The 19,048-nt window shown below is 68.3% G+C and carries 19 protein-coding genes and 1 riboswitch; of the genes, 8 read left to right on the forward strand and 11 right to left on the reverse strand.

Features of this window, described 5'->3' with window-relative positions; all coding sequences use genetic code 11:
- Positions 1-7 precede the first annotated feature (7 nt).
- The 4 genes from QNJ67_07085 to QNJ67_07100 all read left to right on the forward strand — a co-directional run bounded on the left by QNJ67_07085 (position 8) and on the right by QNJ67_07100 (position 3,419).
- Positions 8-235: a F0F1 ATP synthase subunit C gene (locus QNJ67_07085; protein MDJ0608725.1), complete on the forward strand. Its 228-nt coding sequence runs from the start codon at positions 8-10 to the stop codon at positions 233-235.
- A gap of 33 nt (positions 236-268) precedes the next feature.
- Positions 269-772 carry a F0F1 ATP synthase subunit B' gene (locus QNJ67_07090; protein MDJ0608726.1) on the forward strand — a complete coding sequence of 168 codons (504 nt, stop codon included), beginning with the start codon at positions 269-271 and terminating at the stop codon, positions 770-772.
- Positions 772-1,254: a F0F1 ATP synthase subunit B gene (locus tag QNJ67_07095; protein ID MDJ0608727.1), complete on the forward strand. Its 483-nt coding sequence runs from the start codon at positions 772-774 to the stop codon at positions 1,252-1,254. The genes QNJ67_07090 and QNJ67_07095 overlap by 1 nt, the downstream gene beginning before the upstream one ends.
- Positions 1,255-1,709: 455 nt before the next feature.
- Positions 1,710-3,419 (forward strand): Na/Pi cotransporter family protein, encoded by a 1,710-nt coding sequence (locus QNJ67_07100; protein ID MDJ0608728.1) that lies wholly within the window; start codon positions 1,710-1,712, stop codon positions 3,417-3,419.
- A gap of 24 nt (positions 3,420-3,443) precedes the next feature.
- On the opposite strand, the gene gcvP is transcribed toward QNJ67_07100, so the two are convergent.
- The 5 genes from gcvP to QNJ67_07125 all read right to left on the reverse strand — a co-directional run bounded on the left by gcvP (position 3,444) and on the right by QNJ67_07125 (position 9,177).
- Positions 3,444-6,356, reverse strand: a complete 2,913-nt coding sequence (gene gcvP / locus QNJ67_07105) for an aminomethyl-transferring glycine dehydrogenase (GenBank protein MDJ0608729.1) — start codon at positions 6,354-6,356, stop codon at positions 3,444-3,446.
- Between the two features lie 76 nt (positions 6,357-6,432).
- Positions 6,433-6,810 (reverse strand): glycine cleavage system protein GcvH, encoded by a 378-nt coding sequence (gene gcvH, locus QNJ67_07110; GenBank protein ID MDJ0608730.1) that lies wholly within the window; start codon positions 6,808-6,810, stop codon positions 6,433-6,435.
- 23 nt (positions 6,811-6,833) lie between these two features.
- Complete coding sequence (gene gcvT, locus QNJ67_07115; protein ID MDJ0608731.1) at positions 6,834-7,961, reverse strand: glycine cleavage system aminomethyltransferase GcvT; 1,128 nt, start codon at positions 7,959-7,961, stop codon at positions 6,834-6,836.
- A gap of 201 nt (positions 7,962-8,162) precedes the next feature.
- Positions 8,163-8,263, reverse strand: a riboswitch (glycine riboswitch).
- Positions 8,264-8,390: 127 nt separating this feature from the next.
- On the reverse strand, positions 8,391-8,960 hold the full coding sequence (locus QNJ67_07120; GenBank protein MDJ0608732.1) for a hypothetical protein: 570 nt from the start codon (positions 8,958-8,960) through the stop codon (positions 8,391-8,393).
- The gene (locus QNJ67_07125) at positions 8,938-9,177 is read right to left on the reverse strand and encodes a CDGSH iron-sulfur domain-containing protein (protein MDJ0608733.1); all 240 of its coding nucleotides are present in this window, start codon (positions 9,175-9,177) and stop codon (positions 8,938-8,940) included. Before QNJ67_07125 ends, QNJ67_07120 begins: the two co-directional genes overlap by 23 nt.
- Before the next feature lie 201 nt (positions 9,178-9,378).
- On the opposite strand from QNJ67_07125, the gene ispH reads away from it, so the two are divergent.
- Genes ispH through rnhA form a run of 3 tightly spaced genes read left to right on the forward strand, consistent with a single transcriptional unit; the run spans position 9,379 to position 11,804 of the window.
- The gene (ispH, locus tag QNJ67_07130) at positions 9,379-10,341 is read left to right on the forward strand and encodes a 4-hydroxy-3-methylbut-2-enyl diphosphate reductase (protein MDJ0608734.1); all 963 of its coding nucleotides are present in this window, start codon (positions 9,379-9,381) and stop codon (positions 10,339-10,341) included.
- A 50-nt stretch (positions 10,342-10,391) separates the two neighbouring features.
- Complete coding sequence (thrB, locus tag QNJ67_07135) at positions 10,392-11,354, forward strand: homoserine kinase (GenBank protein MDJ0608735.1); 963 nt, start codon at positions 10,392-10,394, stop codon at positions 11,352-11,354.
- Between the two features lie 12 nt (positions 11,355-11,366).
- Positions 11,367-11,804, forward strand: a complete 438-nt coding sequence (rnhA, locus tag QNJ67_07140) for a ribonuclease HI (GenBank protein ID MDJ0608736.1) — start codon at positions 11,367-11,369, stop codon at positions 11,802-11,804.
- A gap of 43 nt (positions 11,805-11,847) precedes the next feature.
- Here rnhA and QNJ67_07145 read toward each other — a convergent pair whose 3' ends face one another.
- Together QNJ67_07145 and QNJ67_07150 are read right to left on the reverse strand one after the other, a co-directional pair.
- Positions 11,848-12,333, reverse strand: a complete 486-nt coding sequence (locus QNJ67_07145; protein ID MDJ0608737.1) for a peroxiredoxin — start codon at positions 12,331-12,333, stop codon at positions 11,848-11,850.
- A 114-nt stretch (positions 12,334-12,447) separates the two neighbouring features.
- The gene (locus QNJ67_07150) at positions 12,448-14,520 is read right to left on the reverse strand and encodes a protein-disulfide reductase DsbD family protein (protein ID MDJ0608738.1); all 2,073 of its coding nucleotides are present in this window, start codon (positions 14,518-14,520) and stop codon (positions 12,448-12,450) included.
- A gap of 185 nt (positions 14,521-14,705) precedes the next feature.
- On the opposite strand from QNJ67_07150, the gene QNJ67_07155 reads away from it, so the two are divergent.
- Positions 14,706-15,281, forward strand: coding sequence for a YqgE/AlgH family protein (locus QNJ67_07155; protein MDJ0608739.1), 576 nt, complete (start codon positions 14,706-14,708; stop codon positions 15,279-15,281).
- A 49-nt stretch (positions 15,282-15,330) separates the two neighbouring features.
- Here QNJ67_07155 and QNJ67_07160 read toward each other — a convergent pair whose 3' ends face one another.
- The 4 genes from QNJ67_07160 to QNJ67_07175 form a co-directional block, all read right to left on the reverse strand.
- On the reverse strand, positions 15,331-15,933 hold the full coding sequence (locus QNJ67_07160; GenBank protein ID MDJ0608740.1) for a GNAT family protein: 603 nt from the start codon (positions 15,931-15,933) through the stop codon (positions 15,331-15,333).
- An 8-nt stretch (positions 15,934-15,941) separates the two neighbouring features.
- Entirely contained in the window at positions 15,942-17,198 is a 1,257-nt protein-coding gene (locus QNJ67_07165; protein MDJ0608741.1) for a pitrilysin family protein, read from the reverse strand.
- A 49-nt stretch (positions 17,199-17,247) separates the two neighbouring features.
- The gene (thrC, locus tag QNJ67_07170; GenBank protein MDJ0608742.1) at positions 17,248-18,654 is read right to left on the reverse strand and encodes a threonine synthase; all 1,407 of its coding nucleotides are present in this window, start codon (positions 18,652-18,654) and stop codon (positions 17,248-17,250) included.
- A 145-nt stretch (positions 18,655-18,799) separates the two neighbouring features.
- Positions 18,800-19,021: a hypothetical protein gene (locus tag QNJ67_07175; protein MDJ0608743.1), complete on the reverse strand. Its 222-nt coding sequence runs from the start codon at positions 19,019-19,021 to the stop codon at positions 18,800-18,802.
- Positions 19,022-19,048: the final 27 nt, after the last annotated feature.

The raw sequence follows: 19,048 nt of genomic DNA on the forward strand, positions 1-19,048 counted from the left end.
CAAGGAAATGGAAGCAGAAGCCGCAAAGTTGATCGGTGCGGGCCTCGCGGTCGTCGGCCTCGGTGGTGTGGGCGCCGGCATCGGCAACATCTTCGCCTCGATGATCTCGGCCGGGACACGCAATCCCTCGGCGATCCCGACGGTTCAGGGCTTCATGTGGATTGGCTTCGCCCTGGTCGAGGCGGTCGCGCTCTACGCCCTGCTGATCGCACTTCTCCTGCTCTTCGTCTTCTAGCAGGCGACACGAAACCGGCGAGGCTCACAGCCCATGCCTCAGTTCGATCCGAATGTCTTCGCGACCCAGCTCTTCTGGCTGGTGGTCACCTTCACGCTGCTCTACATCGGCATAACCAAGCTGGTGCTGCCGCGCGTGACCGACGTGCTGGAAGCCCGGCAGCGGCGCATCGACGACGACCTGGAGAAGGCCGCCGCTCTCAAGCAGGAAGCCGAAGGCGTCCTGGCCGAGTACGAGAAGGCGCGTGCCGAAGCCGAGGCCAAGGCTCAGGCCCTGGTACGCGAGGCCCAGGACTCCCTGGCCGGTGAATCGGCCAGGCAGCACGACGCCCTGTCGGCGCAGCTGGCAGAGCAGGTCGCCGATGCCGAAGCGCAGATCGTCAAGGCCAGAGAGGAAGCCAAGGCGGGCCTCGGCGCCGCAGCCGCCGAGGTGGTGGCGGCCGCAGCCCAGCACCTGGTCGGGCTCAAGGTCAGCGCCGAGGATGCCAGGTCGGCGGTCGAGGCGAGCGCGGGAGCGGCGGGCCGGAAAGGGGAGTGATGTTCGAGGATCCCACCTTCTGGGTCGCGATCGGCTTCGCCATTTTTATCGGCGCGCTGTTCCGGCCCGGGCTGCGTTTCGTGACCAAGGGGCTCGACGAACGGGCCGCCAGGATCAAGGCGCAGCTCGACGAGGCCGACGCCCTCAGGGTCGAGGCGCAGAACCTTCTGGCCGAGTACAAGCGCAAGCAGCGCGACGCCATCGAGGAAGCCGACCGCATGCTTGCGCACGCGAAGGAAGAGGTGGCGCGGGCCCAGGAGCAGGGCGCCAAGGACCTCGAGCAGGCGCTAGCCCGACGCCGCCAGCAGGCCGAGGAGAAGATCCAGCAGGCCGAGGCCGCGGCTCTGAAAGAAGTGCGCGAACAGGCCGTGGACATCGCGATCAGCGCGACCGCCAAGCTGCTCCAGGACAAGCTGGACGACAAGCAGGCCGCGGGCCTGATCGACGACTCGATCAAGGAAGTCGCGGCCAAGCTGAACTGACTCCGCGGCGCCGGGGTTCCAGTTGAGAGGCTCTGGCGCGGGCCATCCCGCGTTTCCGGACATCCGGCTTCTCCGCGCCCCCAATCTAGGTTAACGCAACCTTAAGACTAGTAGGCTATTCCAGCCCGTTGGCATGTTGGCTTTCGTTATCGGTCTGGATTGCGCCGACTGGCTCCATCGGCAGCCAGGACAAAGGGGTTGCCCGAAGAGAGGCGAGCCGTCGGGACCAATCGCTAAGGTCGGTCGTCCGGCCTCGGCGCACCACGGTCTCGAGAGTAAGGTGGACGGCCTCCTCACGGACATGCCCGACGGCATCGCACACCCTCGTTCACTGCCGCAAGTGTCCAGAACGCCGCCGGCCCGCCAGGCTGTCGACAAGCGAGTCTTCAGGTCTGACGTCACAGACGCGTAAACCCTAGCAGTCCCCCTGCACGGAGGCAGTCGGCACCGCCACGATGGAAACCTTGATCAACTTGCTCGGTGGGATCGCCTTGCTGCTATGGGGCATCCGCATGGTCCGCACGGGTGTGACCCGGGGTTTCGGCGCGCGGCTTCGCAGAACCCTGGCCGGCGCGGTCAGCAACCGCCTCGCCGCGTTCGCCGGCGGTCTCGGCATCACCGCCATCCTCCAGAGCAGCACGGCGACCGCTCTGATCGCGTCATCCTTCGCCGGGCGGGGCTTCATCACGGTTGGCGTCGCCATCGCGGTCATGCTCGGTGCCGACGTCGGGACAACCCTGGTCGTACAGGTCCTGTCGTTCGATCTCCTCTGGCTCTCGCCGCTGCTCATCGCCGTCGGCGTGATCGGATTCAATCTCAGCGACGATTCCAAGCGCCGCGCCTTGTCGCGGATCGCCATCGGTCTCGGACTGATGCTGCTGTCCTTGAAACTGATTTCGACGGTTTCCGCGCCGCTTCGCGATTCCGAGGCGGTCGCCGTCTTGCTGGGGCCATTGACCGCGGAGCCGGTGCTGGCGGTCGTGGCCGCCGCGCTCTTGACGTGGGCCGCGCACTCGAGCGTCGCCTTCATTATCCTGGTCGCCTCCATGGCGGCGATTCAGGTCATCAGCGTTCATCTCGCGCTGGCCTTCGTCATCGGTGCCAATCTCGGCAGTGCCCTCGTCGCGTTGGCCCTCAATTGGCGTGCGCCGCCGAAGACGCGCCGGGTGCCGCTCGGCAATGTTCTGATCAAACTCGCGGGGGTCGCGCTCGGGCTGATGCTGCTGCCCTGGCTTCAGCCCTATCTCGCGTTGATCAGCGACGACCCCGGCCATATGGTCGCCAACTTCCACACCATCTTCAACGTCGCCCTCGCTCTCATCTTCCTGCCTTTCGTCGAGGTGGTCGCCAAGCTGACGGAACGCCTGGTTCCCGAAGAGCAAGCCGCGGCGGAGAACGGCCGCCCCCGTTATCTCGACGATGACGCTCTCGATACACCCGCCGAGTCGATCGCGCTGGCAGCCCGTGAAGCGCTCCGGATGGGCGACGAGGTCGAACAGATGCTGCTCCGCAGCATCGATGCGCTCACCGGTGACGATATGAAGACCGTCAAGGCCGTGGAAGCCACGGAAGAGGTCGTCGACCGGCTGCACGAGGCGATAAAGCTGTATCTCACCAAGATCAACGAGAACGAGCTTGATACCTTCGAGAGCAGGCAGGCCGTTCAGATCCTCATGTTCACGGCCAACCTCGAGCACATCGGCGACATCATCGACAAGAATCTCATGGACGTCGCCGCCCGCCGGAACAAGGCGGGGGCAAGTTTCTCGAAGGAGGGTCTGGCCGAGATCAAGGTCATGCACGAACGCATTTCAGCCAACTTCAAGCTGGCGATGAACGTGTTCATGTCGGGCGATACCGACCTGGCCCGCCAACTGCTGGAACAGAAGGTCGACATTCGCGCCCTGGAACAGGATTTCGTCGAGCGCCACTACTGGCGGATCGGCGCCGGACGACCGGAGTCGATCGAAAGCAGCGCTTATCACATGGATATTCTGCGCGACCTGAAACGCATCAACAGCCACCTCACGTCGGTGGCCTATCCAATTCTCGAACGGGCCGGCGCACTAACGGAAAGCCGCCTGCGTCCGTTGAACGAGACCGGCGATGCCGGAGAAGACGCCGCGGTGATGTATCCAAGCCAGGGCGATCGTTACCTACGCTAAATCGACCCGCGCCAAGCGCCGCCCCTACTCCGCCGCCTCCTGATAGGCCTCCATGGGCGGGCAGCTGCATACCAGGTGGCGGTCGCCGGCGACGTTGTCGATCCGGCCGACCGGCGGCCAGAACTTGTCCGCGCGCAGCGCCGGCAGGGGGAAGAAGGCGGCCTCCTTGGTATAGGGCTTGGTCCAGTCGCCCTCCAGCAGCAGCCGGTGGGTGTGGGGCGCGTTCCTGAGCAGGTTGTTCTCGGGATCGGCCTTGCCCGACTCGACGTCGGCGATCTCGCGGCGGATCTGGATCATGGCGTCGCAGAAGCGGTCGAGCTCGCGCTTGGCCTCGCTCTCGGTCGGCTCGATCATCAGGGTGTCGGCCACCGGGAACGACATGGTGGGCGCGTGGAAGCCGTAGTCGACCAGGCGCTTGGCCACGTCCTCGACCGTGATACCGCAGCTCTCCTTGATCGGCCTGAGGTCGATGATGCACTCGTGGGCCACCATGCCGTGGGCGCCGGTGTAGAGCACCGGGTAATGCGGCGCCAGGCGCTTGGCGATGTAGTTGGCGTTGAGGATCGCGATCTCGGTCGCGCGGGTCAGGCCGGGGCCGCCCATCAGGGCGATGTAGGCCCAGGAGATCGGCAGGATGCTGGGCGAGCCCCAGGGCGCCGCCGAGATCGTCCCGATCGTGCCTTCGCCGCGGTGCTGTGCCGGGTTGACCCCCTCGACCACCGGGTGATCGGGCAGGAAAGGCGCCAGGTGGCTCACGCAGCCGATCGGCCCCATGCCCGGTCCGCCGCCGCCGTGGGGGATGCAGAAGGTCTTGTGCAGGTTCATGTGCATGACGTCGGCGCCGAACTTGCCCGGCTTGGCCAGGCCGAGCAGGGCGTTGAGGTTGGCGCCGTCCATGTAGACCTGGCCGCCGTGGTCGTGGATCACCTTGCAGATCTCGACGATCGCCTCCTCGAAGACGCCGTGGGTCGAGGGATAGGTGATCATCAGGGCGGCAAGCCTGTCGGCGTGCGTCTTGGCCTTGGCTTCGAGATCGGCCAGATCGACGTTGCCCTTCTCGTCGCTCGCCACGACGACGACCTCGAGACCGGCCATGTGGGCCGAGGCCGGGTTGGTGCCGTGGGCCGAGCTCGGGATCAGGCAGATGTCGCGATGCCCCTCGCCGCGGCTCTCGTGATAGCGCCGGATGGTCAGGAGACCGGAATACTCGCCCTGGGAGCCGGCGTTGGGTTGCAGCGAGACGGCGTCGAAGCCGGTCAACTCGCAGAGCATCTCCTCCAGTTCCTCGAACAGCTGCTGGTAGCCCTGGGTCTGGTCGAGCGGCGCGAAGGGATGGATGGCCGAGAAGTTGCGCCAGGTGATGGGGATCATCTGCGTGGTGGCGTTGAGCTTCATGGTGCAGGAGCCGAGCGGGATCATCGAGCGGTCGAGCGCGATGTCCTTGGCCGCGAGCCAGCGCAGATAGCGCAGCATCTCGGTCTCGGCGTGGTACAGGTGGAACACCGGGTGGGTCATGAAGGCGCTGGACCGGCACAGGTCCTCGGGCAGGCGGTCGACCACCTCGGCGTCGAGCGCCTCGATGTCGAGCTCGCGGTCAGCCCGGGTGCCGAAGACCCGCCACAGCGCCTCCAGATCTATCCTCTTGGTCGTTTCGTCGAAGGTGATGCCGAGGTGGTCGGCGTCGACCACGCGCAGGTTGATCCGCGACTCGCGGGCCTTGGCCGCGAGCCGGCCGGCCTGGCCGGGCACGCGCACGGTCACCGTGTCGAAGAAGTGCCGGTTCGCGATCTCGAAGCCGAGCCGGTGGAGACCGGCGACCAAGATCGTGGTCATGCGGTGGACTCGCTGGGCGATGGTCCGGATGCCGTCGGGCCCGTGGTAGACGCCGTAGAGGGCGGCGATCACGGCCAGGAGAACCTGGGCGGTGCAGATGTTGCTGGTCGCCTTCTCCCGGCGGATGTGCTGCTCGCGGGTCTGCAGCGCCATGCGCAGGGCGGGCTGGCCCTGGCTGTCGACCGAGACGCCGATGATGCGGCCCGGTGTCTGCCGCTTGTAGGCCTCGCGCGTGGCGAAGAAGGCCGCGTGCGGCCCGCCGTAGCCCATGGGAACGCCGAACCGCTGGGCGCTGCCGAAGACGATGTCGGCGCCCAGCTCGCCCGGCGGCGTCAGCAGCGCCAGGCTGAGGATATCGGCGGCGACGCAGACCAGGGCCTTGCGCGCCCGGGCCGCCTCAGCGACCGGCCGCATATCGCGCACCTCGCCGCTCGACCCCGGGTACTGCAGGAGCACGCCGAAGAAGTCCTGCCCGTCCAGCTCGCCGTAGGGATCGCCCACCACGACCTCGATGCCGAGCGCCCGGGCCCGGGTCTCGACCACGGCCAGGGTCTGCGGGTGGCAGTCGCGGTCGACGAAGAAGCGCTCGGACTTGTTCTTGGAGACCCGGTGCGCCATGGCCATGGCCTCGGCCCCGGCCGTCGCCTCGTCGAGCAGCGAGGCGTTGGCCAGCTCCATCCCGGTCAGGTCCATGATCATCTGCTGGAAGTTGAGCAGGACCTCGAGCCGGCCCTGGCTGACCTCGGCCTGGTAGGGCGTGTAGGCGGTGTACCAGCCCGGGTTCTCCAGAACGTTCCTGAGGATCACCGTCGGCGTGACCGTGCCGTGGTAGCCCATGCCGATCATCGAGATGAAGACCCGGTTGCGGGCCGCCATGCGGCGCAGGGTCGAGAGCGTCATCCGCTCGCTCATGGCGTTCCCCAGCTTGAGGGGCTCGGACGAGCGGATCGACGCGGGAACGGTCTTGTCGACCAGCGCGGCCAGCGACGGCAGGCCGAGCTCGGCCAGCATCTCCTCGGTCTGCGACTGGCCCGGCCCGATATGGCGGCGGACAAAGTCCTCCTTCATCTTCAGATCGTCCAGGCTGCGTCTCGCTTCCGCCATGTCGCGTCGCTCCTTCGGTTCTCGGTTCGGCGTTTTCAGGTTCGGCGCCCCGCCGGGGGGCCGGGCGCCGGACCGGTCAGTCCAGGCCGGCCACGAATTCCTTGTAGGCGGCCTCGTCCATGAGCCCCTCGAGCTGCCCCGTGTCCGCCAGCTTGAGCTTGTAGAACCAGCCGTCCGCCATCGCCGCGCTGTTGACCAGCGAGGGCTCGTCGGCCAGGGCCTCGTTCACTTCGGTCACCTGGCCGTCAAGCGGGGCGTAGACTTCGCTGGCCGCTTTGACCGACTCGACGACCGCCGCCTCGTCCCCCTTGGTCAGATCCTTGCCGACCTCCGGCACCTCGACGAAGACGACATCGCCCAACTGCTCCTGGGCGTAGTCCGTGATGCCGACGGTGCCGATGTCGCCGTCGATGCGGATCCACTCGTGGTCTTCCGTGAACTTGAGATCGCTCATGCCTGTCCGGCCCCCGCTTTGGTTCAACCTCGATGGTAACGTTGCTCGACAAAGGGAATCTTGACGACCTCGCAAGGCTGCGCCTTGTTCCGGATCATCGCCGACAGCTTCGTGCCCGGCGCGGCCGAGGCCGTCTCGACATAGCCCATGGCGACCGGCCCGCCGACCGTGGGGCCGAAGCCCCCGCTGGTCACGCGGCCGATCGGCCGTCCGTCGAGAGTCGTCAGTTCGATGCCCTCGCGGATCGGCGCGCGGCCTTCGGGCCGCAGGCCGACCCGCCTGCGCGCCGCGCCCTCCGCAAGCTGGCGACCGATCACCGCCGCGCCGGGATAGCCGCCCGGCCGCGCGCCGCCCGGTCGGCGCGCCTTGGAGAGGGCCCAGACCAGTGCCGCCTCGACCGGGGTCGTCGCCTCGTCGATATCGTGCCCGTAGAGGCAGAGGCCGGCTTCCAGGCGCAGCGAATCTCGGGCGCCGAGTCCGATCGGCGCAACCTCTTCTTGGGCCAGCAGGTGAAGCGCCAGTCGCGGGGCGCCGTCGGCCGAGACCGAGATCTCGAAGCCATCCTCGCCGGTGTAGCCGGAGCGGGTGACGAAGCACGCCGCGCCGTCGATCTCGACGCTGGCGCCGGTCATGAAGCGGAGCTCGGCGGCGGCCGGCGCCAGGCGGGCCATGACCGCCCCCGCCGCCGGCCCCTGCAGCGCCAGCAGGGCCCGGTCCTCCAGCGGCTCGACCGCGCAGCGACCGGCCAGATGGGCCTCGATATGGGCAAGGTCGGCGCGCTTGCGGTCGGCGTTCAACACCAGGAAGAGATGATCGCCGGTCCGCGTGATCATGAGATCGTCGAGTATGCCGCCGGCCTCGTTGGTGAAGAAGGCGTAGCGCTGGCGCCCCTCGCCCAGGTCCACCACGTCCACCGGCACCAGGGTTTCAAGCGCCTCGGCCGCCGCCGGGCCGGCCAGACGGACCTGGCCCATATGGGAGACGTCGAACAGGCCGGCCAGGCTGCGGGTGTGGCCGTGCTCCTTCAGAATGCCGGTCGGATACTGCAGCGGCATGGCGTAGCCGGCGAAGGGCACCATCTTGGCGCCCAGCTCCAGATGCAGCTCGTGGAGCGGCGTCTGCTTCAAAGGGGCCGTCTCGCTGGTCGGCATGTCACGGCGTTCCTCGGTCCAAGCATCAGGGCCGGGCATGCCACTGGGTGGCATCCCCTACCCCCTCTGTCGTCGGACCTGAGAGATTCACCGATGGCCGGTCCCGGAACCCTGTCCGGAAACCGCCGGCATCGGCTTACCCCTTCGGTGAGACACGGCCCGTCACGCTGTTCGGGTGCCGTGTCTGCTTTCCAGAGGCGCCTCCATTTCGCGGTCCCTTTGCCTGAGAGTTTCCGGGGCGGTTGCTCCTTCGGCGCCGGTCGCGGCCGCCGGCCGCGACGCGTCTCTCCCGCGAATGGTCACTGGCCAATCAAGGGAAAGCTAGACCAGCGCGCGTCAAAGTCAACCGTCGCGCGCTCGCGCACCGTCGGGCCGAGTGGACCGCCAGGCGGATAACGCCGTCGAGGGCCGCGACAGGCCCGGGAGCGCTCAGCGTCGGCTGCGATTGAGCTCAACTTCCTCCGGCGTCAGCTCGAGGCCGACGTAGACCTTGTAGTCCCTGGAGACCTCCGCCGACGGGATGGTGAACTCCGTTTCCAGCCGGTCCTCCACCCTGAGCCGCGACTGGCTGCCCTCGAAGGGCACCGTCATGTCGAAGGCCTCGCGCGCCATCACGTTTCTCTTCGGGTCGATCACGGCCACGAAGTAGTTGAAGTTGGCCTCGCGCGACTGGTCCGCCAGGCCGCGTATGGCCCGGATGGTCACCACCACCTCGAGCTCGACTTCGGCGCTCTCGTCGTCCTGGTCGATGGAGCAGAGGACCAAGACATCGATCAGCTCGGCCTCGAACAGCACGTTGGTCAGATCCCGCCCCTGGCCGTCGTAGCGCACCATGTAGGAGGCGTCGCGCACCGGGACGCCGAGCGGGCAGAACAGGCGCGGCCCGTCGCTCGAGCAGGCGGTCAGCACCCCCAGGAGCAGGACCAGCAGGACGTGGGCCGGCGCGGACCGGCGGGCCGTCCTGCCGTCGGGCGAACTACAGGGCGTTGTGCGAGCCATCGCAGAGCGGCTTCCGGCCGCTGGCCTTGCACCCGCAGAACCACACGTCTTCCGACTTCTCCGGCTGGTAGAGCACCGGCGCCAGATCTGTCCCCGTGTGCGAGCCGTCGCAGAACGGCTGCTTCTTGCTGAGCCCGCAGGCGCACCAGAAGTACTTGCGCCCGGCCTCGACGGAGACCTTGAAGGGCGCCTTCTGCGCGGGAATCGGTTCGGTCATGGCTCTTCCTTCCAGCCGTTGCCTGTACTACCTTGCCGGCGGCGTGTTGACGCCGCCGAGCGGCGGCCTTATCACCCCTTCGCAACTAAGGCTCCGTCGGAAGTACCCGCCCATCGGGCCGAGGGCAAGCCTGAATAGGAATTTGGAAGCCGCGGCAGGGGCTCGAGCGCCGCGCTACGGGACAGATCGATCGGAGCAGACATGACCAAGCCCAAGCTCAAGATACTGCTGGCCAATCCACGCGGTTTCTGCGCCGGCGTCGAACGGGCTATCGAAATCGTCGAGCGGGCGCTCGACAAGTTCGGACCGCCGGTCTATGTGCGCCACGAGATCGTTCACAACCGCTATGTGGTCGAGACCCTTGAGGCCAAGGGCGCGGTCTTCGTCGAGGAGCTCGACGAGGTGCCCGATCGCCTGCCGGTGATCTTCTCCGCCCACGGCGTGCCGAAGTCGGTGCCCGCCGAGGCGGACCGCCGAAACCTGTTCTACGTCGACGCCACCTGCCCCCTGGTGAGCAAGGTGCATCGCGAGGCCGAACGGCACTTCCGGGACGGGCGCCAGATCATCCTGATCGGCCACGCGGGCCACCCGGAGGTAATCGGCACCATGGGCCAGCTGCCGCCTGGGTCGATCGTGCTGATCGAGGACACCCAGCAGGCCCTGACCATAGAGATAGACGACCCGTCCAACCTGGCCTACATCACCCAGACCACGCTCTCGGTCGACGACACCGAAGAGATCATCACGGTCCTGAAGAAGCGCTTCCCCGAGATCAACGGGCCCAAGCAGGAAGACATCTGCTACGCGACGACGAACCGTCAGCAGGCGGTCAAGGCGATCGCCGAACGCTGCGACGCCCTCCTGGTCGTGGGCTCGCCCAACTCCTCCAACTCGGCGCGCCTGGTCGAGGTCGCCCACAAGCTGGGCTGCCGCAAGGCCATGCTCGTGCCGGGCGCGGCCGCGGTGAACTGGGACGAGCTGGCGAACATCGGCAGTCTGGGGATCACCGCCGGCGCGTCGGCCCCCGAGATCCTGGTCGAGGAGGTCATCGCCGCGTGCTACGAGCGCTACGAGGTGACCATCGAGGAGATCACCGTCACCGAGGAGCACGTGCAGTTCAAGCTGCCCCGGGTGCTCTCGGAAGCCACCGCCGCCGCCGGCTGAGCGCGCCGGCAACTGCCGGCCCGGCGGCGCTCGAGACAAGTCCTTTTCTCATGGCCGTCTACACCGAAGTCTCCGACGAGGAACTCAGGGCCTTCCTCGACGGCTACGACCTGGGCGAGGTGCTGGCCTTCAAGGGCATCGCCGAGGGGGTCGAAAACTCCAACTACCTGCTCCGCACCACCGCCGGCAGCTTCATCCTGACGCTCTACGAGAAGCGAGTCGCGGCGGAGGACCTGCCCTACTTCCTCGGCCTGATGGAGCATCTCGCCGCCCGCGGGATCGGCTGCCCGACCCCGGTCGCCGGCCGCGACGGCGAGACCCTGCGGCGGCTGTGCAACCGCCCCGCCGCCGTCATCACCTTCCTGGACGGCCTCTCGCCGCGGCGTATCCTGCCGGAGCAGTGCCGGGCCCTGGGCAGGGCCCTGGCCGAGCTTCACCTCGCCGGCAGCGACTTTCCCGGCCACCGGGCCAACGATCTCTCGGTCGCGGGCTGGCGGCCCCTGCTCGAAGCCTCGATCGCGCGCGCCGACGAGGTCCGGCCCGGGCTGGGCGAGGCGCTCGAGGCCGAGCTCCGTCAGCACGAGGCGGCCTGGCCGGCGGACCTGCCGGCCGGCGTGATCCACGCCGACCTCTTCCCCGACAACGTGTTCTTCCTGGGTGACCGCCTGACCGGGATCATCGACTTCTATTTCGCCTGCAACGACCTCTTCGCCTACGACATCGCGGTCTGCCTGAACGCCTGGTGCTTCGAGCCGGACAACGCCTTCAACATCACCAAGGCGCGCTACCTGCTGCGGGCCTATCGCGCGGTTCGACCGATCACCGCCGCGGAGCTGGAAGCCCTGCCCCTGCTGGCCCGCGGTTCGGCGCTGCGCTTCCTGCTGACCCGGCTGTTCGACTGGCTGAACCAGCCGCCGGGCGCCCTGGTCAAGCCCAAGGACCCGCTGGAGTATTGGAACAAGCTGCGCTTCCACCAGGAGGTCACGGGGCCCGGCGCCTATGGATTGGATTGAGGGAGAGCGGCGATGAACCGGGTCGAGATCTTCACCGACGGCGCCTGCAGCGGCAATCCTGGGCCGGGCGGCTGGGGCGCCCTGCTGCGCTACGGCGAGACCGAGAAGGAGCTGTCCGGCGGCGAACGCTCGACGACCAACAACCGCATGGAGATGATGGCGGCGATCGCCGCCCTGGAGTCGCTGAAGCGCCCCTGCCGCGTCGTCCTGACCACGGACAGCACCTATCTGCGCGACGGCATCACCAAGTGGATCGAGGGCTGGAAGCGGAAAGGCTGGAAGACCGCGGCGGGCAAGCCGGTCAAGAACCAGGACCTCTGGCAACGGCTCGAGAAGGCGCTGGTGCAGCACACGGTCGACTGGCACTGGGTGCGCGGTCACGCGGGTCACGACGAGAACGAGCGGGTCGACGAACTCGCCCGCGTCGCTGCCCGAAGAGCCGCGCGCTAGCTGGCAAGACCGGGGTCGGACCCTCTGGTCCGACCCGGATCAATCAGAGCGAGCCCAGTACCGATTCCGCGCTGGAGACGTCGAGGCCGCCGGGGTTTTCCTCGACATCGAGGGTCCTGACCACGCCGTCCTCGACAACCATGGCGTAGCGATGGGAGCGCACGCCCATGCCCCTCGCCGTCAGGTCGAGCTCCAGGCCCACGGCCTTGGTGAATTCGGCACTGCCGTCGGCCAGCATCAGGATCTTGTCCCCGACACCCTGGTCCTTGCCCCAGGCGCCCATGACGAAGGCGTCGTTGACCGACAGGCAGGCGATGGTATCGACGCCCTTGGCCTTGATCGCGTCTGCGTTCGCCAGAAAACCCGGCACGTGCTTGGCCGAGCAGGTCGGCGTATAGGCGCCCGGCAGCGCGAAGAGCACCACCTTCTTGCCCGAGAACAGCTCGTCGGTGCCGATCTCGGCCGGGCCTTCCCCGGTCATATGTGCCAGGGTCGCGCTCGGTAGCTTGTCACCAACCTTGATCGTCATGAAGGAAGCCCTCCCATCTCTTGTTCCTGCCCCGGGGAAACCCCAGCGTGGCGCCAAGAATAAGCCGCGGCACTTGCAGGTAAAGGACTCTTTGGCGGCCTGTCGGTGACGGCTTCAGCCGCCGGCCGCCCGGTCCAGGGCCTCCATCACGGCGGAGTCGGTCAGCAGCTCGGGCAACGCCCGACCCTCCGGCACGCCGGGGCCGTAGACCGCGTTGAAGGGAATGCCGTAACGGCCGAAGCTCGCCAGATAGCGGCTGATCCCCTCGTCCGGCGAGGTCCAGTCGCCGCGCATGGTCACCACCTCCGACCCGGCGAGGCGCTGCGCCACGGCGCCCCGGTCCAGGACCAGCGTCTTGTTCACCTGGCAGGTCAGGCACCAGTCCGCCGTCACGTCGACGAAGACCGTTTTGCCCTCGCCGACCAGGCGCGGGATCTCGTCCAACGCGAGTGGACGCCAGGATTGGGCCACGGCAACCGCGGGCACCGCCTCGGCGTCCATTCTGGCGAAGCCGGCCGGCGCCGCCACGGCGCCCAGGGCCAGGACCGCGACCACGGCGGCTAGGGCGCCCCTGCCGAGCCGGCGGCCGCCGTAGAAGACCAGCGCGATCGCCGCCAGCAAGCCGCTCGACAGCAGCGCCGCGACCAGCCCGGCCTGCGCGGCCAGCACGCTGAGCAGCCAGACCGCCGTACCGAGCAAGGCCAGGGCGAGGATCCGCCGCAGGACGACCATCCAGGCGCCGGGCCGCGGCAGGCGAGCCGCCAGCCCGGGCATCAGGGCGACCAGGAGATAGGGCAAGGCGAGACCGACGCCGAGGGCGGCGAAGATCGCCAGGATCTCCGGCGCGCCGCGCGCCAGCGCGAAGCCCACGGCGGTGCCGAGGAAGGGCGCCGAGCAGGGCGTCGCCAGGATGGTGGCCAGGGCGCCGGTCATGAAATGCCCGGCGAGGCCGCGATCGGGGCCGGCAGACCCCAGGGCGCCCAGCCAAGCCGGCAGCGAGAACTCGAACAGGCCCAGCAGGTTGAAGGCGAAGAGCGTGACCACGGCGGCCATGGTGCTGAGAAAGACGGGATCCTGGAACTGGATGCCCCAACCGACCGCCATGCCCGCGGCCTTCAGCGCCAGCACGAAACCGGCCAGCACCAGGAAAGAGACAAGGATGCCGGCCGAGGAGGCCAGGAAGCCGAGACGGATCTCCCGGCGGTCGCGCCCCGCCATGCCCGCGACTCCGAGCAGCTTGATGGAGAGCACAGGGAGCACGCAGGGCATGAGGTTCAGGATCAGGCCGCCGAGCACGGCGAGGCCGAGCATGGTGAGCCAGGTCCCCAGGTCGGTGCCCGACGTTCCGCCGTGGCGCGCGACCACGGCCTGCTCGAGGCCGCGCCGGCCGTCGACCAGGGTCAGCACCAGGCGCTTGCCCTCGAGCACGCCCTCGTGCCCGGGCTGCCGCCCGATCGGCAGCTCGAACTCGGCCGCCTTGCCGCCGTCGCGCAGCGTCACCTCGGGCCGGCCGAAGTAGTACTCGGGCGGTCCCTCCACCATGAGGTCGGGCGCGTCGAACGCCACGGCGGACCGGGCCACGACCCGGAGCCCGGGCTGTTCCACCGTCCCGCTCAGGACGCTGCTCTCCAGAGAGAGACCGTGGCGCGTGCCGTCGTCGGGCACGAGCTCCTCGGCCTGTTCGATCAGGAAGGCGTGCAGGCTGCGCCCGCCGCCGCCCCCGGGCAGGTCGAGCGCCACCTCGCCGTCGTGAGGGACGCAGATGTCCGAGCAGACCAGGTAGCTGACAGAGGCGCGCAGGGCGACCGCCTCGCCCGGGCGTTCCGGGGTCAAATTCAGGGGAAAGACGACCTCGTCGCCGTAGCCGAAGGTATCGAGGCCGAACAGGGTGAAGCGGTGGGGCACGGGCCAGCGGATCTCGGCGGCGGCCAGGTTGCGTGAGCCCTCCCAGTCGACCGAAGGGGGGAAGCCGGCGTCGCCGGGCGTGCGCCAGTAGATTTTCCAGCCGGGCGACAGCTTGAAGTGCAGGCCGAGGCGCAGGGGCGCCGCCGGGTCGGCGCCGTCCGACGCCGATATCAGCCGGAAGCGGGCATGGTCGTGATCGACCCACGCCGAGGCCGCCGCCTGCGCCGTCGCCGGGGCCAGGGCCATGCACAGGAGGGCAAGAATTAAACGCTTGATATACATCCTAAAATTGATGGTCCGCGACACCGCTTGTCGTGATAGAAGATCGAAGGTCTTTCACGCTTCCAGACGGCCTATATATAGTGAGATCTCCCCTGGCCGTCGCCTTCAATAGGTCACTTTGTTGTGTTGCCTGCTTCGGGTCGGACGGGCATCGAGCGCGGGAGAGAGAGGTTCAAGAGACAGGTATGACGTTAGAGAGCCAGAAGGGTGCTTCACTCGCCGGGAAGCTGGTGGTCGCGATGCCGAGCATGCTCGATCCGCGTTTCGCCAGGACCGTGATCTACCTCTGCGCGCACACGGAAGACGCGGCCATGGGCCTCGTGGTCAACCGGCTGATCGGCTCGATCACCTTCCCCGACCTGCTCGAGCAGCTCAAGATCGAGAACACCGAGCCGGACGAGAACGTCAAGATCCACTTCGGCGGCCCGGTCGAGTCCGGCCGGGGCTTCGTGCTCCACTCGACCGACTATCAGCAGGACGGCACCCTGCGCGTCAGCCAGGACATGGCGCTGACCGCGACGGTGGATATCCTGCGCGACATGGCCTCCGGCCAGGGGCCGAGGCGCAGCCTGCTGGCGCTCGGCTATGCCGGCTGGGGCCGGGGACAGCTTGACGCAGAGATCCAGTCGAACAGCTGGCTGCTGGTTGATCCGGACGAGGAGCTGGTGTTCGACGAGGACCTCGAAGGCAAGTGGGAACGGGCCATCGCCAAGCTCGGCATCGACGTCTCCATGCTGTCCGGCGAGGCGGGCCACGCCTGAGAACTGAGCCTGGGACCCGAAGCAACCCCGACAACCGGGCGGACCAACGCTATCCCGAGCCCGCCTGCCCGCGCCACTCGCTGCGCAGGAGGGCGAAGAGGACGTGGTCCTGCCAGCGGCCGTTGATCCGCAGATACTCCCTGGCGTAGCCCTCCTCGCGGAACCCGCTGCGTTGCAGCAACGCGCGGCTGGCCTTGTTCTCGGGCAGGCAGGCCGCCTCGACCCGGTGCAGCGTGAGGTCGTCGAAGGCGAAGTCCAGGATCGCGCCCAGCGCCTCGGTCATGTAGCCCTGGCGGGCGTGGCGGCCGCCGATCCAGTAGCCGAGGCTGGCCGACTGTGCGACGCCGCGGCGCAGGTGCGAGAGCGTCGCGCCGCCGAGCATCGTCTCGTCGTCGCGGCGCAGGATCAGGAAGCTGTAGGCGGTCCCCTGCTGCCATTCCCGGTCGTAGGCCTTGACCCGCCGCCGGAAGGCGGCCCGGCTCAGGGAATCGTGCGACCAGGTCGGTTCCCAGGGCACCAGGAACTCCCGGCTCTCCTCGCGCAGCTCCGACCAGTCCCGCCAGTCGCCCTGGCGCAGCGTGCGCAGGTAGACGCGGTCCCGTTCCAGACGAAGCCGGCGCGAGAAGACGTGGCCGAGAGGCGCGAGCCGCATGGCCCCGTTCAGGTCAAACGCGCGGCCAATCGGTCCATCTCCTCGACCGAAGCGATCGGGCCGAGCGCGGCGAAGGTCGGTTGGCTGCCCAGGAGACTTCCGGCCAGGCTGCGGAGTTCGGCAACATCGACACGGGCGATCTTCTCCAGGATCTCCGAGGGCGCGATAGGCCGACCGTAGGAAAGAAGCTGCTGAGCCAGCTGCTCGCAGCGCGAGCCGGTGCTCTCCCGGCACATCAGGATGCTGGCCCGAAGCTGCGCCTTGGCCCGGTCGACCTCGACGGCCTCGATATCATAGCACAGGCGGCTCAGTTCGTCGCAGACCACGGGGAGCAGTTCCGCCGCCTCCGTCTCCCCCGTGCCGGCGTAGACGCCGAACAGACCGCCGTCACGGAACGACGAGACGAAGGAGTAGATCGAGTAGACGAGCCCGCGGCGCTCGCGAACCTCCTGGAACAGCCGCGACGACATGCCGCCGCCGAGCAGCGTCGAAAGCACCATGAGCGCGTAGTAGGAAGGGTCCAGATAGCCCGGCGCGTCCAGGCCCAGAAGCAGGTGCACCTGCTCGAGATCACGCTGCTCCCGATAGCCGCCCCCGTCGTAGCGGGCCGCCTCCCAACCGGGCTTGCCGCCGGAAGGCAGCGCCTCGAAGGCCCGGCCCACCAGGTCGAGGAAGGCGTCGTGGTCGATCCGGCCGGCCGCCGCCACGATCATCTGCCCGGCGCCGTAGTGGTCGGTCATGTAGCCGCAGAGGCTCTCGCGCGACAGGCCGGCCACGACGTCGGCGCGGCCGAGAACGGGGCGGCCCAGCGCCTGGCCCTGGTAGGCCGTCTCCTGGAAGTGGTCGAAGATGATGTCGTCCGGCGTGTCGTGGGCCTGGCCGATCTCCTGCAGGACCACGGCCCGCTCGCGCGCCAGCTCCTCCGGGTCGAAGCGCGCGTTCTGCAGGATGTCGGCGATGATGTCCAGCGCCAGGGCGGCGTCCTCGGCCAGAACCTTGGCGTAGAAGGCCGTGTTCTCGCGCCCCGTGTAGGCGTTCAGCTGCCCGCCGACGGCCTCGATCTCCTCGGCGATCTGCTGCGCGTCCCGCCGCTCGGTGCCCTTGAAGGCCATATGCTCCAGCAGGTGGGCGACGCCGTTGATCTCCGCCGGCTCGTGGCGCGTGCCGACGCCGATCCACGATCCCAGGGTCACGGTCTCGACCGTGTCGAAGGCGTCGGTGGCGACGGTCAGGCCGCTCGGCAGGCGCGTGACTCTGACGGTCATGGCGCCGGTGAGGGGCCGAGGGCCGGGCTGACGGGCCGACCGCAAGGGTTCATAGAACGGATTCCAGGGTGCTGGCCTTCTTGATTTCCGCCTGGATCGCGCGCAGGTCGTTGGGCAGCGCGGTGAGGCGCTCGGGACGCTCCATGAGGTCGGCGAGGCGCGCCGGCAGGGCGGGCCTCACGCCGCAGGCCCGCTCGACGGCGGCCGGGAACTTGGCCGGATGCGCCGTCGCCAGGGCGACGACCGGCACGCCCGCCGGGCGCTCGACCGCCCGCGCGGCGGCGATGCCGATCGCGCTGTGGGGATCGATCAGCTCGCCGGTCTCGCGATGGAGCCGGCCCATCTCGGCCAGGGTCTCCTCGTCGTCGAGGCGGTGCCCCTGGAACAGGGCGAGCGGCGCCTGGTCGACCGGGTCGGTCAGGGCGAAGCGGCCGCTCGACCGGAAATCGGCCAAGGTGCGGGCGACGGCCGCACCGTCGCGGCCCAGGATGGCGAAGAGCAGCCGTTCGAAATTGCTCGAGACCTGAATGTCCATGGACGGTGACAGGGTCGGCTGGACCTCGGCCACCGACATGACCCGCGAGGCGAAGAAGCGGGTCAGGATGTCGTTGCTGTTCGATCCCACGATCAGCCGCTCGATCGGCAGGCCCATGCGCGCCGCCGCGTAGCCGGCGTAGACGTTGCCGAAGTTGCCCGTCGGCACGGCGAAGGCGACCGGCCGGCGCGGCGCCCCGAGGGCGAGCGCGGCGACGAAGTAGTAGACGATCTGCAGGGCGACCCGCGCCCAGTTGATCGAGTTGACGGCCGAGAGGCTCATCTCGTTGCGAAACTTCGCGTCGTTGAACATGGCCTTCACCAGGTCCTGGCAGTCATCGAAGCTGCCCCGGATCGCGAAGTTGTGCACGTTGGGCGCTTGGACCGTGGTCATCTGGCGGCGCTGCACCTCGGAGACCCGGCCCTCAGGATGCAGCATGAAGATCTCCACACGCTCCCGGTCGCGGCAGGCCTCGATCGCCGCCGAGCCCGTGTCGCCCGACGTGGCGCCGACCACGGTCACCCGCTGGCGGCGGCGTGCGAGCACGGCGTCGAACAGGCGGCCGACGACCTGGAGGGCGAAATCCTTGAAAGCCAGGGTCGGGCCGTGAAACAGCTCCATCAACCAGAGGTCGGTGTCCAGTTGCTTGAGCGGCGCGACCGCCGCGTGGCCGAAACCGCCATAGCTCTCTTCGAGAACGGCGGCGAGATCCTCCTCGCTCAGGCAGTCGCCGACGAAGGGCGCCATGACGCGCCGGGCAACCTCGGCATAGCCGAGACCGACCATGCCGGCGATCTCCGTCTCGGTGAAAACCGGCCAGGATTCGGGCAGGTAAAGGCCGCCGTCCTGCGCCAGGCCGGCCAGAAGAACCTCGTCGAACTGAAGAACCGGGGCGGCGCCCCTGGTTGAGATGTACTTCATTCCGTGCGTCCCGACCCCCGGCGGGGAGCGCTAATCTAGACGCCCCGCACAAGCCGGGCAAGCCAGCGTCGGAACCCCGGCCGATCGGGTCTCTGCCCCATCGTGGCCGCCGGCGGGTATGGACTTCCACCCGCCATAGAAGCCGCTAGCGGCGCACCGCGGCAAGGCACTGGCGCATGAGCTCCAGGTGATAGTCCCGGTCCCGCGCCTCCGAGGACTTCTCGGTCTGCAGCACGCGTTCGTAGAGATAAGCGGCCAGACCGAATTCAGTCTCGGGATAGACGCCAGAACCCATCAATTCGCCGAGCGCTCCCGCCGCCGAGCCGGCGGCTTTCCCCGCTATCTTGCCGATACCCGATACCGCCATGATCCCTCGCTCTTTGGTAGTGACCTG

The organism is Kiloniellales bacterium (assembly GCA_030064845.1).
GTDB lineage: Bacteria > Pseudomonadota > Alphaproteobacteria > Kiloniellales > JAKSDN01 > JASJEC01.

Excerpts from the sequence above, each read along its gene's own strand:
- QNJ67_07095 (MDJ0608727.1), top strand. The coding sequence starts at position 772 with ATGTTCGAGGATCCCACCTTCTGGGTCGCGATCGGCTTCGCCATTTTT.
- QNJ67_07155 (MDJ0608739.1), top strand. The coding sequence starts at position 14,706 with ATGACGTTAGAGAGCCAGAAGGGTGCTTCACTCGCCGGGAAGCTGGTG.
- QNJ67_07090 (MDJ0608726.1), top strand. The coding sequence starts at position 269 with ATGCCTCAGTTCGATCCGAATGTCTTCGCGACCCAGCTCTTCTGGCTG.
- QNJ67_07165 (MDJ0608741.1), bottom strand. The coding sequence starts at position 17,198 with ATGACCGTCAGAGTCACGCGCCTGCCGAGCGGCCTGACCGTCGCCACC.
- QNJ67_07125 (MDJ0608733.1), bottom strand. The coding sequence starts at position 9,177 with ATGACCGAACCGATTCCCGCGCAGAAGGCGCCCTTCAAGGTCTCCGTC.
- gcvP (MDJ0608729.1), bottom strand. The coding sequence starts at position 6,356 with ATGGCGGAAGCGAGACGCAGCCTGGACGATCTGAAGATGAAGGAGGAC.
- gcvT (MDJ0608731.1), bottom strand. The coding sequence starts at position 7,961 with ATGCCGACCAGCGAGACGGCCCCTTTGAAGCAGACGCCGCTCCACGAG.
- QNJ67_07175 (MDJ0608743.1), bottom strand. The coding sequence starts at position 19,021 with ATGGCGGTATCGGGTATCGGCAAGATAGCGGGGAAAGCCGCCGGCTCG.
- QNJ67_07100 (MDJ0608728.1), top strand. The coding sequence starts at position 1,710 with ATGGAAACCTTGATCAACTTGCTCGGTGGGATCGCCTTGCTGCTATGG.
- rnhA (MDJ0608736.1), top strand. The coding sequence starts at position 11,367 with ATGAACCGGGTCGAGATCTTCACCGACGGCGCCTGCAGCGGCAATCCT.
- QNJ67_07120 (MDJ0608732.1), bottom strand. The coding sequence starts at position 8,960 with ATGGCTCGCACAACGCCCTGTAGTTCGCCCGACGGCAGGACGGCCCGC.
- ispH (MDJ0608734.1), top strand. The coding sequence starts at position 9,379 with ATGACCAAGCCCAAGCTCAAGATACTGCTGGCCAATCCACGCGGTTTC.
- QNJ67_07150 (MDJ0608738.1), bottom strand. The coding sequence starts at position 14,520 with ATGTATATCAAGCGTTTAATTCTTGCCCTCCTGTGCATGGCCCTGGCC.
- QNJ67_07085 (MDJ0608725.1), top strand. The coding sequence starts at position 8 with ATGGAAGCAGAAGCCGCAAAGTTGATCGGTGCGGGCCTCGCGGTCGTC.
- thrB (MDJ0608735.1), top strand. The coding sequence starts at position 10,392 with ATGGCCGTCTACACCGAAGTCTCCGACGAGGAACTCAGGGCCTTCCTC.
- thrC (MDJ0608742.1), bottom strand. The coding sequence starts at position 18,654 with ATGAAGTACATCTCAACCAGGGGCGCCGCCCCGGTTCTTCAGTTCGAC.
- QNJ67_07145 (MDJ0608737.1), bottom strand. The coding sequence starts at position 12,333 with ATGACGATCAAGGTTGGTGACAAGCTACCGAGCGCGACCCTGGCACAT.
- gcvH (MDJ0608730.1), bottom strand. The coding sequence starts at position 6,810 with ATGAGCGATCTCAAGTTCACGGAAGACCACGAGTGGATCCGCATCGAC.
- QNJ67_07160 (MDJ0608740.1), bottom strand. The coding sequence starts at position 15,933 with ATGCGGCTCGCGCCTCTCGGCCACGTCTTCTCGCGCCGGCTTCGTCTG.